The organism is Paraburkholderia kirstenboschensis (assembly GCF_904848585.1).
GTDB lineage: Bacteria > Pseudomonadota > Gammaproteobacteria > Burkholderiales > Burkholderiaceae > Paraburkholderia > Paraburkholderia kirstenboschensis.
Genome location: NZ_CAJHCR010000012.1, coordinates 195,119 through 207,218, shown reverse-complemented (window position 1 = coordinate 207,218; position 12,100 = coordinate 195,119). Strand labels below are relative to the sequence as shown.

Annotated in this window: 13 protein-coding genes and 1 pseudogene; 4 read left to right on the top strand and 10 right to left on the bottom strand. The window is 62.2% G+C overall.

Features of this window, described 5'->3' with window-relative positions:
- Positions 1 to 54: 54 nt before the first annotated feature.
- The 6 genes from tssG to tssB all read right to left on the bottom strand — a co-directional run bounded on the left by tssG (position 55) and on the right by tssB (position 6,183).
- Positions 55 to 1,086: a type VI secretion system baseplate subunit TssG gene (gene tssG, locus JMY24_RS26375; protein ID WP_128594381.1), complete on the bottom strand. Its 1,032-nt coding sequence runs from the start codon at positions 1,084 to 1,086 to the stop codon at positions 55 to 57.
- A complete protein-coding gene (gene tssF / locus JMY24_RS26370) occupies positions 1,050 to 2,939 on the bottom strand; it encodes a type VI secretion system baseplate subunit TssF (protein WP_201703199.1) in 1,890 nt (629 codons plus the stop codon). Before tssF ends, tssG begins: the two co-directional genes overlap by 37 nt.
- Before the next feature lie 5 nt (positions 2,940 to 2,944).
- Positions 2,945 to 3,457, bottom strand: coding sequence for a type VI secretion system baseplate subunit TssE (gene tssE / locus JMY24_RS26365; protein WP_128598299.1), 513 nt, complete (start codon positions 3,455 to 3,457; stop codon positions 2,945 to 2,947).
- A gap of 104 nt (positions 3,458 to 3,561) precedes the next feature.
- A complete protein-coding gene (locus JMY24_RS26360) occupies positions 3,562 to 4,065 on the bottom strand; it encodes an Hcp family type VI secretion system effector (protein WP_128598300.1) in 504 nt (167 codons plus the stop codon).
- 85 nt (positions 4,066 to 4,150) lie between these two features.
- Entirely contained in the window at positions 4,151 to 5,653 is a 1,503-nt protein-coding gene (gene tssC / locus JMY24_RS26355) for a type VI secretion system contractile sheath large subunit (RefSeq protein WP_128598301.1), read from the bottom strand.
- Between the two features lie 8 nt (positions 5,654 to 5,661).
- Positions 5,662 to 6,183 (bottom strand): type VI secretion system contractile sheath small subunit, encoded by a 522-nt coding sequence (gene tssB, locus JMY24_RS26350; protein ID WP_201703198.1) that lies wholly within the window; start codon positions 6,181 to 6,183, stop codon positions 5,662 to 5,664.
- 319 nt (positions 6,184 to 6,502) lie between these two features.
- Between tssB and JMY24_RS26345 the strand changes: the two genes are divergently transcribed.
- The 4 genes from JMY24_RS26345 to JMY24_RS26330 are packed head-to-tail and all read left to right on the top strand — an operon-like array spanning position 6,503 to position 10,212.
- On the top strand, positions 6,503 to 7,438 hold the full coding sequence (locus JMY24_RS26345; protein ID WP_128598303.1) for a hypothetical protein: 936 nt from the start codon (positions 6,503 to 6,505) through the stop codon (positions 7,436 to 7,438).
- Positions 7,435 to 8,355 carry a c-type heme family protein gene (locus tag JMY24_RS26340; protein ID WP_201703197.1) on the top strand — a complete coding sequence of 307 codons (921 nt, stop codon included), beginning with the start codon at positions 7,435 to 7,437 and terminating at the stop codon, positions 8,353 to 8,355. Before JMY24_RS26345 ends, JMY24_RS26340 begins: the two co-directional genes overlap by 4 nt.
- Positions 8,352 to 9,767, top strand: coding sequence for a serine/threonine-protein kinase (locus JMY24_RS26335; RefSeq protein WP_128598304.1), 1,416 nt, complete (start codon positions 8,352 to 8,354; stop codon positions 9,765 to 9,767). The genes JMY24_RS26340 and JMY24_RS26335 overlap by 4 nt, the downstream gene beginning before the upstream one ends.
- Positions 9,760 to 10,212 carry a hypothetical protein gene (locus JMY24_RS26330; protein WP_201703195.1) on the top strand — a complete coding sequence of 151 codons (453 nt, stop codon included), beginning with the start codon at positions 9,760 to 9,762 and terminating at the stop codon, positions 10,210 to 10,212. Before JMY24_RS26335 ends, JMY24_RS26330 begins: the two co-directional genes overlap by 8 nt.
- A gap of 126 nt (positions 10,213 to 10,338) precedes the next feature.
- On the opposite strand, the gene JMY24_RS26325 is transcribed toward JMY24_RS26330, so the two are convergent.
- From JMY24_RS26325 to JMY24_RS26310, 4 genes and pseudogenes are all read right to left on the bottom strand, one after another.
- A complete protein-coding gene (locus tag JMY24_RS26325; RefSeq protein WP_128598305.1) occupies positions 10,339 to 10,662 on the bottom strand; it encodes an Imm40 family immunity protein in 324 nt (107 codons plus the stop codon).
- Between the two features lie 434 nt (positions 10,663 to 11,096).
- Positions 11,097 to 11,252, bottom strand: coding sequence for a hypothetical protein (locus tag JMY24_RS26320; protein ID WP_164853845.1), 156 nt, complete (start codon positions 11,250 to 11,252; stop codon positions 11,097 to 11,099).
- Between the two features lie 10 nt (positions 11,253 to 11,262).
- Positions 11,263 to 11,367, bottom strand: a pseudogene (locus tag JMY24_RS26315) (IS5/IS1182 family transposase); the annotation flags it as partial.
- Positions 11,358 to 11,990, bottom strand: coding sequence for a TetR/AcrR family transcriptional regulator (locus JMY24_RS26310; RefSeq protein ID WP_128598306.1), 633 nt, complete (start codon positions 11,988 to 11,990; stop codon positions 11,358 to 11,360). The pseudogene JMY24_RS26315 and the gene JMY24_RS26310, both read right to left, overlap by 10 nt.
- Positions 11,991 to 12,100 lie beyond the last annotated feature (110 nt).

Here is a 12,100-nt window from a genome sequence, read left to right as displayed (position 1 = left end):
CCCCGGTTCTAAAGTGAAAATGCTTTCGCGCTGGCGCGCCTGAATCGCTTCGCTTCATTCGACTGGTGTCAGCACGACCTGATCGGCGTCAACGGGCTTCGGATAACGGCCCATCCATGTGCTGAAGCCCATGCGTCCCGAGCGTCCCAGATGCGTCGTCGGCACGTCTTCTTTCTTCAGCACGAGCTGCACGTCCCAGCCTTTCTCGGCCCCGGCGTAAAGCTTCACGGCGGCCACGAGTTCCTTGAGCGCGTCGCCACCCGGCAGGAAGCGGTTGAAGTCGTTCAGACCCAGCGGTCCGATACGCAGCCTGAACCGCTGCTGCGCGCCACGCACCTGCGCACCGAGCGTTGCATTGCGGCCTATCTGCGCCATCGCGCCGCCCATGCGCAAATGCGCCTCGCGCGGCAGTTGCATCCACCCGACCACGAATTCCAGCACGCACACCGGCACGCCGAAGTAATGCTCGAGAAAACCCTTCAGCCCTTCGGCATTGCGCGCCTGCGGCACGAGCCTTCCGGCGAAAAAACGCTTGTACTGGTCGGGCAATGCATCGCGCTCCTCGAGTTGCGGTGTGGCGATGCCGATCAACGCACCGATGTAGGTGCGAAACCGGTCTTGCGTTGGGCGGTCGAACTGCACCGTGGGCTGCGCGTCCGCCCACGCGCGATAAAACAGGCTCAGCATGCGGTGATGGAACATGTCCGCGAATGCGACGAGCGTCGAATCTTTCGCATTGCGCTGCCGATCGACCGCGTGCTCGGTCAGATGCAGCGGCAGCGGCCCGTTCGCTCCGAACAGCCCGAGAAAGAGCCCATGTAGACGCCCCGGCGAACCCGCCGTACGCGGCTCGAAGCTCTCGATGCTGCGCGGCGGAAATTCGAGCGTCGCGGCATGGGCGAGCCGCACCGGATCTTCGGCGGGCTTGGTCGAGTGACCGAAGCGCGGATGCGCGGGATACGCGCATTCGAGCCGCCGCATTGCCTCGAAAAACTCGAAGTCGAACGGCCGGTCGCGCAGCGCCGCTTCGAGCGCCGCGGCATCCGGCGCTACAGGATCGGGCGTTTGCCGGGTGTCGCGGGCCATCGGGCTACCTCATTACGTTCGAAAGTGCGCAACACGGTCTCGGTGAACGAGTTCAGCGAAACATAGCGCGCAAAGAAATGCTGCAGAACGGACCCGAGCAAAAACGCGCTGCTGCCCTCGAATGCCGCGTCCGCGCACGTCAGCGTGATTTCGAGGCCGCGGCCATACGTGATCGGTCCGGGCACGGGCACGCGGCGCGTCGCCGGTTTGGCGACTACCTGCTTGATGCCTTCTATCTGCCGCCGCGTCGCCGCGTCGAATTCATCGTGATAAAGGCCGAGCATTTCGCGCAATGCGGCCGCGCCGTGCTCACCGTCCCCGTCGAGCAACGACAGATAGTTCAATTGCAGATGACTGATGAGCCGCCACGCGGTGTCACCGTTCGCAGTCGGCACGCGCGGCCGGGTCGGGCCCGCGACGCAGCGGATCGACGCGACCGGCGCGTCGGTGTCGAGCGTAAAGTCGGTGTACGACTTGCCGACCGGCATATGCAAAGGCAGGTCGCGGTTGGTGCACAGCACGCGCAAGCCGAGCTGGCGCAACGAGGTGGAATGCGGTGCATCGTTCCCATCCACCAGCGCAACGAAGCTTTCGCTGCCGACATAACTCGAACGCGCGCCCTTCTCTTTCTGGCGGCTCGACAACAGGCGCGGCTCGCGCCGCAGCGTGTAGAACGCCGCCTGACCGCCATGCCATGTGCGCGAATCGCCGCCGTAAAAGGGCAGAAAAGCCTGCTCCGGTTCCTGGCGGTCGCCGTAACCCTGCACGTCGAGCACACTATGCACTTCGAAGTCCATGGGACGTGTGCGGTCGCCGAGCACGTGATATTCGGTCTTCCCTTCCTGTAAATGAACCCGGTCCGCGAGGCGTTCGAACAGGTTCACGGCAGGCGTGCAGAAGAGCCTGAAGTTGCCGGCATCGATGGAATTGTGCAGACGTGTCACGCTGCGATCGAGCCACACGACGATCTCGAACTCGTTGCCCTGCGCACGCGCGAGCAGCGAACGCAGCCCGGTGAACTCGACAAAACGGAAGCGCTCAGGGCAAGCGAAATATTCCTGCAACAGCCGGTAACCGCTGAACGAACGGTCGCCGTAAGGCAGCATTGCTTCGTGCTCGCCGAAGCCGAGCGCGCGCAAGGCACTCGTGTCGTAGTGCTGGCTGAGGAATTCGCCCTCCCGTGCCGACGCGGCGCGCACCGTATAGCCGGCGCCGTTGGCGAGCAACTGCTCGTGGATCAGGCCGGGCAATTCGTCGGCACCGGCGAGGTAGACCGGCAGATTGTCGAGCGCGAGCATGTTTGCCTGTACGCCGGAGAGCGTGCGCAAACGCAGACGCAAGCCGGCGCGCACCCGGCGATTGGGCGGCGGCGCGAGACCGGCTGCGGCCAGCGCGGCGGGCGTGTCGAAGTAGCGCGCCTCGGTGAGTTCGAGCGGCCACAACGTCACCTCGTGCGCGCTGCGGTATTCGCAGGCGGTGCGCTCGCCAAAACCGGTGAGACTGCGCATCACGGTGTGCCGCGCTACCGCGTGACCGGCGGCCGGCAAATCTTCCGTGGCGTCGGGATGCATCTGCACCACGGCCATCGACGGAATCGGCGACAGGTAATGCGGATACACCATCTCCAGCAGATGCTGGGTGAACACCGGATATTGCGCGTCCAGCTTCAACTGCACACGCGCGGCGAGAAACGCGAAGCCTTCGAGCAGCCGCTCGACGTACGGATCGGCGCATTCGAAACCTTCCATGCCGAGCCGGCCGGCAATCTTCGGATGCGCGCTCGCGAATTCAGCGCCCATTTCGCGGACATGCTGCAATTCACGGTTGTAATAACGCAGGAGACGTGGGTCCACGATAGTCAGCCGAAATGTTGCGACACACGGAATTCGCCGGTTTCCAGATCGACGTCGGTCCGCAGGTAGAGGCCGAGCGGCATGGGCTGCGCCCACATTTGCGCCTCGATACGAAAACTCAGCGAACGGCTGTCCATGCGCGAGTCGTCGGTACTCACGCTCACCTGCACCGTATCGGCGATCAGACGCGGTTCGAAGTCGAGCAATGCGACGCGAATACGCTCTTGCAGCATGCCGGCATCGATGCCGGACAACGCCATGCCCGCGAGATCGGCAATGCCGAAATTCAGCACCGAGTTGCGAACGTGGTCTAGGCCGTCGAGTTCGCCGAGGCGCTCGCCGTCCCAATGGCGCGTGCAATTGAGCAACGCGGCGATATCGCGCGTCACGCATTCGCGCAACCGTGCCGCCGTAATCACGCGCTGTTCGCGGCTCTCGTCGCGTTCGTTCGGCGCGAGATCGGTGAGCCGGTCGAGCAGCGAAGGCTGCAAGCGCTCCTGGGGCGTAAGTTCCGCCATGAGTTCTCGCTGAATGAAGCCGGGTAACAGGCCCGGGCCCGGTGGCGGCCAGCCGCCCGCAGCATTGCGATGCGTCGCGACTGCTGGCCGGAATGCGAACGCGCTTACTGCTTCGCGACCTGCTGGATATCGAACGTGAAGTCTTTCGTACCGCCGCTCGCTTTGCCTTCGTCGTCCTGCGGCTGGAATGAATACTTGAACTTGCCGAAATGCAGCGAGATGTTCTCGGTCAAACGCTCGTCGCCGCCGCTGCCGCCGGTGCTCACGGACGTGATCAACACACCTTCGCTCAGCTCTATCGTCACGAAGTCGGTCTGCTGCCCGGTTGCGTTCGTGACATACAGGTATGCGGTTTCGAGGCGCGCGCCGGTACAGCACGCGTTGAGGATCGCGTTCGAGCAGCTGTCGACATACTTGGTGATGGTGATGTCCTGGATGTTGGCTTTGCCGCCCGATGCATAGCCCGCGCCCGTGTGCAGGTTGCCGGTATTGCTTACGCCCCACGACCACGCGATGATCGGCACTTCGTTCTTGTGCTTCGAGTGGTTGGACGCGCCCTGGATCGTGACGGAACCAGAACCGAATTTCAGGTGCATGTCGAATGCCATATTGACCTCTGTTCGTTGCTAATGAGAGTACTCGCCAGATCGGCGAACAAGGGGCCGGCGCGCGTCTACTCGCCGGCTAGGATGCTTAGGCCGCGCGTGCCGAAGGCAGCCGCGATACGAGACGCAGCGAGACGGTCAGACCTTCGAGTTGATAGTGCGGCTTCAGGAAAAACTTCGAGGTGTAGTAGCCGGGGTTGCCCTCCACTTCCTCGACAACCACCTGCGCGGCGGCGAGCGGTTTACGGGCCTTGGTTTCTTCGCTGGAATTCACCGGGTCGCCATCGACGTAATTCATCACCCAGTTGGACAGCCAGCTTTCCATTTGCTCGCGGGTGCTGAACGAGCCGATCTTGTCGCGCACGATGCACTTCAGGTAATGCGCGAAACGGCAGCACGCGAACATATACGGCAGCCGTGCGGACAGATTCGAGTTCGCGGTCGCCGACGGATCGTCGTACTCCTCTGGCTTCGCCACCGACTGCGCGCCGATAAACGCGGCCACGTCCGAGTTCTTGCGATGCACGAGCGGCATCAGCCCCATCTTGTCCAGTTCCGCCGAGCGGCGGTCGGTGATGGCGATTTCCGTCGGGCACTTCATGTCCACGCCGCCGTCGTCGCTCGGGAAGGTATGCATGGGCAGGCTCTCCACCGCGCCGCCCGACTCCACGCCGCGAATGCGCGTGCACCAGCCATACTGCTTGAACGACCGGTTGATGTTCACCGCCATCGAATACGCCGCGTTCTGCCACGTGTATTTCGACGAATCCGCGCTTTCCGTGTCTTCCTCGAAATCGAATTCCTCGACCGGATCGGTCTTCGCGCCATACGGCAGACGCGCGAGCGTACGCGGCATGGTCAGCGCCAGATAACGCGCGTCGTCCATCTCGCGCAGCGAGCGCCAGCCGGCGTAATCGGGCGTGGTGAAGATCATTGAAAGATCACGCGGATTGGCAAGCTCGTTCCAGTTCTCCATACCGAGCAAGGTCGAGTCCGCCGCCGAAATGAACGGCGCATGCGAGGCGGCGGCGATCTGCGAAATGCCGCGCAATAGTTCGACGTCCTGCGGACTGTGATCGAAGTAGTAATCGCCGATCAGGCAGCCGTACGGCTCGCCGCCGAGCTGGCCATACTCTTCCTCATAGACACGCTTGAACACCGGGCTCTGATCCCATGCAACACCTTTGAAGCGCTTGAGATTCTTGCCGAGTTCTTTTTTCGAAATGTTCAGCACCCGGATCTTCAGCATCGGATCGGTTTCCGAATTCGTCACGAGGTGATGCAAACCGCGCCACGCACCTTCGAGCTTCTGGAATTCCGCGTGATGCATGATGCGGTTCAACTGCTCGCTCAGCTTGCGGTCGATTTCAGCGACATACGCGTTGATGGTTTGCGTGACGTCGTCGGAAACGATGTTCGAGTCCTGCAAGACCTGCTCGGCGAGCGTGCGCACGGCTGCTTCCACTTCTGCTTTCGCGCGCTCGTTCTTCGGCTTGAATTCCTTGCTCAGCAAGGCCGCGAAGTCGCTGCTTTCAGCCGATGCGCCGCTCGCGTCCAGCACGGCCGGGTCGAATTGATTCTGGATTTCCATGGTCGCCATTACTCCTGTTCGGGTTCGGTGCCGGCGGGCTTCGGCGCCGCGCTCAGCGATTGCAGCAACGCCGGGTCCTTGAGCGCCTGCGCAATCAGCTTTTCCGCGCCGCCCTTGCCGTCGAGATAGGTGCCGAGATTGGCGAGTTGCGTGCGCGCTTCGAGCAGCTTTCTCAACGAATCCACATTGCGAGCGACCGCTGCGGGCGAAAAGTCGTCCATGCTTTGGAAGGTGGTGTCCACTTCGAGATTGCCCTCGCCGGTCAGCGTATTGGGCACGTGAAAATTCACACGCGGCTTCATCGACTGCATGCGGCTGTCGAAGTTGTCGACGTCGACCTCCAGCGCTTTGCGCGCTTCGATAGGCGGCAAATCGCCGGCATTCGCGCCGGACAAATCCGACATCACGCCCATCACGAAGGGGATTTGCACTTTTTTCTGCGCGCCGTACAGTTCCACGTCGTACTCGATCTGTACGCGCGGCGCCCGATTGCGGGCAATGAATTTCTGACTGCTCTGCTTCGTTGCCATGCGCTGATTCCTTTGCATTGGGTTTCAGGGATTCGACGCGGCCGCTTGAACACGACCCGATCGCGATGGACTTGCGCCGTACCGCGACCGTCGTCCACGCACACAGAACAGCGCAGCCTCGCGATCTATTCCACTTTTTTTCGATCGCCGTGAAAGAGATCCTGTTCGGCGCCGTTGTTGTCCGCGCAAACCGGAACATTGGGATGCTGGAAATATTCCCTGACGCGAACCTTCGCCTGCGACGGAATAAACAACCGAGGTGGGGTGTTCAGTGAGTACCTGCGCTTCGACCGACAGCGCATTCACCGCAACGCATGCAATGAGACTTTCAGGACGACTCACCGGAACCCTGTTCAGAACGCCGCTACGGTTCGCGTCGCTGGCCTTGCTGGCGATCGCGCCGTACGCACGGGCGGACTGGATACTCGTGCGCGCGGACGCGCCGGTCACGGCAATTCATGCGTCGAGCGTCTATCAGGCGCAGACGGGTCAACGCTTCTCACAGGACGACATCATTGAAAGTTCAGGCAACGGCGTCGTGCAGATTCAGGACGAGGGCGGCAATCTCGTCGCGCTCGGCCGCGATACACGTGCGATGTTGACGCGCGACTCGCATATCGCGTTGCTGCGCGGGTGGCTCAAGGTAATGCATGAGTGCCCGGACGCGAATTGCGCGACGCCGGTGGTCGAGACAGAGCGCACGCGCTTCACACCGGCTGATCGCGCGACGCTGGTGATCGCCGCGACGCCGGAGGGTTACGACGGCGCAGACGCCGTGTTCTGCGAAAGCGGCTCGGCGCAGATACTCGCGCTCGGCAAGCCACGTGGCAAACCGCTCGATCTGCGCATCGATGCGCATGGATCCGCGTTCGCACTGCACGCTAAAGCGGGTGGGACGATGTCGGTGTCTCCGAGCCCGGAACCCGCGTTCGTCACGGCGATGCCGGTGGCGTTCCGCGACGCGCTGCGTCCATTGCCCTTGCCATCCGCCGCGCGCGCTCTGCCGACCCACGGCCTGCGCCCGGTTGCTTATGCGGAGGTGGCGGATTGGCTCGGCGGCACGCTCGCCGTGCGCACCGATCCCGCTACGCGTTTCACCGAGCGTTTCCGCGCGCGCCTTCCCGACCCGGCGTTTCGCCGCGACGTGAAGCAGCATATTCGTGCGCTGCCAGACTGGCGGCCGCTGGTTTTCCCGCCGCCTCGCACGACACTCAAGCCGCTCGCGGCTTACTCATCGAGTTCCGCCCGCCCATGAAGCTGTCACTCGCCATCAAGTTCAATCTCGTGTTCGTCGCGATCTTCGCGATCGGACTGACCGCAGCGGGAATCGTCGCGGACCGGGTGCTGCAACAGCAGGCGCTCGACGAAACACGCCATGACGCCAACGTGCTGATGAGCGCCGCCGAAGCCATGCAGAACTACACCGCGCGGCACATCACGCCGCTGCTATCGACCCAGATTCAGTATTCGTTCGTTCCCGAGTCCGTGCCGGCGTTTTCCGCGATCGAAATGCTCAACACGCTGCAAAGCACGTTCCCCAACTTCTCGTATCGGTCGACCATGGTCAATCCGACCAATCCGCGCGACAGGCCAACCGATTGGGAAAGCGAGGTCATCGCGCACCTGCACGATCAGCCGGCCTTGAAAGAGGTCACCGGGCAGCGGCACACACCCGGCGGCGAGCATCTGCTGTTCCTCGCGCGTCCGAGCAGCATCACCGATTCGACTTGCATGCAGTGTCACAGCACGCCCTCCGCCGCTCCGCGCACGATGCTCGACAAGTACGGTCCGGCGAACGGCTTCGACTGGAAAATGAACGACGTGATCGGCGCGGAATTCGTATCGGTGCCGATGTCCGAATCGATCGCGCGTGGCCGCGTGTTGTGGCGCAGCTTCATGGAGGCGTTGAGCGTGGTGTTCGCGGTCGTGCTGATCGTGTTGAACGTGATGGTGCATTTCCTCGTCACGCGACGATTGCAGACTCTCTCCCGCGCGGCCGACGAAGTCAGTCTCGGCAAACTCGGCGAGGTCGATTTGCCGACGCACGGCAGCGATGAGATCGCTTCGCTCGCGGTGTCGTTCGGCCGCATGCGCACGAGCCTCGTGACCGCGTTCGAGATACTCGATGAGACCGGTTCGGCCGAGACCGTGCCGCCGGGCGCACGGCCATGATCGCGGGCACGGAAGTGCTGCCGCGCCAGATCGGCCGCTATCAGGTCGAGCGCGTGCTCGGCCGTGGCGCGATGGGTACCGTCTATCTCGCCACCGACCCGCATATTCAGCGGCACGTCGCGTTGAAGACGATCCGCGCCGAACTGCTGAACGACACGCGCGGCGCCGCAGCGGACGCCGAATTGCCGGCGCGCTTCATCAACGAGGCACGCGCGGCCGGGCGGCTCGTGCATCCGCACATAGTCAGCGTATTCGACTACGGCGAGGCCGACGGCGTCGCATTCATCGCGCTCGAATATGTACGCGGCGAAACGCTCGCTGCACGGCTCGCGCAACGCGCTGCCGGCGGCGCCACCATGCCGTTGATGCGCGTGCTCGTATGGTTCACCCAATTACTCGATGCGCTCGCGTACGCCCATGATGTCGGCGTGATTCATCGCGACATCAAACCGGCGAATCTGCTGATCGCGCCGCGTGGCGAATGCAAGGTCACCGACTTCGGCATCGCGCAACTCGATACCGGCCGGTTGACGCAACTCGGCATGATGATCGGCACGCCCAGTTACATGTCGCCTGAGCAGTATTCCGGCGCGGAAATCGACGCGCGCAGCGATCTGTTTTCAGCGGGCGTCGTGCTGTATGAAATGTTGACGGGCGTGTGTCCGTTTGCCGGCGCGTCGGCAGCGGTCATGCACCAGGTTCTGAACGAGATGCCGCTCGCGCCGTCGTCGCGAGTGGCGGGCCTGCCTCCAGAAGTCGATGCGACGGTACTGAAGGCTCTCGCAAAACGGCCTGAGGAACGCTACGGCTCCGCGCAAAGCTGGCGCAGCGACCTGCTGGCGTTGCTTGACACACTCACCGCGCGGCTCGACGCCGATCAGACCGTGGTCGTCACACCGCTCGTGCGACAAGCGCTGGCACCACCGCCGGATTTAGCCGATACGCCTATGGTTCCGCTCGGCTGGCCGCCGGAATTTCTCGCGCAACTCGAACGGCGGCTTGCGAGTCACGTCGGGCCGGTTGCGTCACGGCTCGTGCGGCGTGCGGCGGCGCAAGCCACCGATTCGCACATGCTCGCCGCACAACTCGCACGCCATCTCCCCGACGAAACTGCACGGCACGAATTCACTGCCTTGTTAGAGCGACACGCGACGGCATCGGCGATCGTAACCATACGAGAAGAGCACCGCGACAGCATAACGAAGACCGCAGCGGCGGCGATCGATCCCGCGCACATCGAGTTGGTCGCGCGGAGGCTGGCCACGCATATCGGGCCGATCGCGCGCATCGTCGCACGGCGCGCCGCGTTGGGCACCGATATCGCGGCCTTTCACGCGCGGATTGCGGATGCATTGCCCGCGTCGGTAGATAAGCGTGCGTTTCTCGACAAGCTCGACGCGCCGGATGAATGACTCAGCCGATGCACTCAGCGCCATGGGCGTCCCCACGGCTCGCGTCCAGTGGCCGGCTAAAGCGCGTTTTACGCGTACGGCAGGGACTGGGGCGACACACCGAGATAAGCGGCGGCTATATTTTCTGCGTCATGCCGCGACAGTCCGGCGAAACGGCCAGTCGGAAACTGAATCAATCTGGCTGCAGGCGGCCGCACACCTCCACGGCATTGACGATGACCCGGTCGGCGCACTGACGCAAATGCTGATCGCGCAAACACAGTACGCGAGTGCCATCACACTGGCTGACGTTTTTGCCCAGCTTCGGCCTGACGATGTCGCTTCCAGCTTCCGCCTCGGGTATGTACTGCAGATGGTGAACCGTCGTCGCGACGCGCTCGCGCCCTATCGTCAAGCGCTGACTATCGATCCAGGCGACTTGCTCAAATCTGGCCGGCGTCGTTGATTGGGGTCGAGCCCGCGCCATGACGAAGTGCGCGCCTGCAGCCCCCACAAAGTTATGCGGCTTCAGGAGCCTCATTACTTCCCGCGCTTTTTCGCAGGCCGGTGTGCCGTTCAGGTGTGCCGTGATTCACCGGGGTGGAGTTCGGCCAGTAACGACAAACACAACGAATAAGGAACGCTCTCGCAAGGAACGCAAAAAATCCCGAGCTGCAGAGATTCCCTCGTCGACATTGCTTCCCTCGTAAAACCAATTTTCGTGCGTGGGCTCAAGACTTCGTCCGTCTGACGATGCGCGATAAACGTCCCCGCCGAGGACCAGCCATTTTTGGCCCGCAAACAGGTCCAACGCTTGCCCTGCTTCCGGGAGATCTAACGCGGCTTCCTTTAGGCCAATATCTTCCAGCGACCGCCCGCTGCGAGCGTAAAGTTCGAGGATCTTCGAGATGGTCATTGGCACCCTTGTGGCAGTGTCTGTCGAAAAACCGGATCAATTGACAACTCGTCGATCGGTGCAAGACGCCGGATTGTCAGCAATCCGGGGACGATCGTCAAATGACCGTTCGTGGCCGAACCCGGGCGGATGCCAATCAGGCGATGCAGCACGGGTCGCACTCACCGCGTCCGGCGGTGGTCGACCCATTGCAGCCAATCGAGCAGTCTCTGTTCTAAGGGTAGGTATCGGAGGGGAACGGTCGTTCCGTGCCGTCGCCTTGGGGATAAGTCATCGGCCTCTGCAGACGCTTAGACCCGTGAGTTGGTGAGGCGGCTTACGCCGTGCAAGGATGACGTCTTGCTCGACCCTCGAATTGCTCTCGAACTTAAGTTTGATTTCTCTATAAGCAATCAGCTTGTCGTTCACCAGATCGAAAGGAAGCGCCCGCAAGGTTAGGGATGGTGTTCAGAACTCGTTTTGCCGCACTGAGCCATCCACATAGGGTCGATGCGGTGCAAGCGGTGCGGCACCTGGATCGATTGCAGCGCGACGTTCGGCATAAAGAAGGCGTCGATTGCCTGCCCGTACGGACGGCTTTTTGCGCTCACGCAATGTCCTCCCCGTCAGTCGTCCACGCATCATCCATAGGTTGCTCAGGGCGAACATCGTATGCGACTGCTGCGGGTTCGTCATCAAGCCTCGATAGCGCACCTTTAGATGCCACCGTGCGCGGCGATGAACATGGCGACGGCCGACCGGCAATAGGATTCGATTTCGTTGTCGTCCTCTGCTCTCGCCTCGTCGAAGCGTGCGATAAGCAGCAGATCGCATCCTTTGAAGAGCGCGCCAAACAAGCGGGCGGACCGGTGAGCATCGGGCACGTTCAGAATCGCTTTCGCGTGCAACTGACGCAACACGGCCTCGATTTGGGCGATGACATAGGCGGGCCCGGCTTCGTAATGGAGCTTGCTTAACGACCTTTGATTCGTCTTGTCGGCCAAAACCATGGCTTCGACACTGCGGACGTCCGGGCTCAACAGCGTGCGAAGCAGGGATGATCCGACCGCCATGAGCTGATCTTCGGCCGAACCGGCGATGCCTTCAGAAAGGGCCTGCGGTGCAAATTGATTGCAGCGGGCCACCATGGCCGCGCTGAACAGCGCCTCCTTGTTCTCGAAGTGCCGATAGATGCTGAGCTTGGATATCTTCGCGCGCTGGGCGACCTTATCCATGGTCGTCGCTTGAAAACCCAATTCCACAAAGAGTTCGCAGGCAGCGTCGACGATCGTCTGGCGAAGCGCCTCGTTGGCGGGCCGGCCGCGCCGGCCCTGGCTATTTTCGGTCACGACAATTCCAGTACTTGACAGTATCCAAATTGGTGAATTACGATACCATGAAGTATCGAAATGAGCAAGCCAAGGGCAGGTTTCCCCCGGGCCGACCGGCGATATCGAGC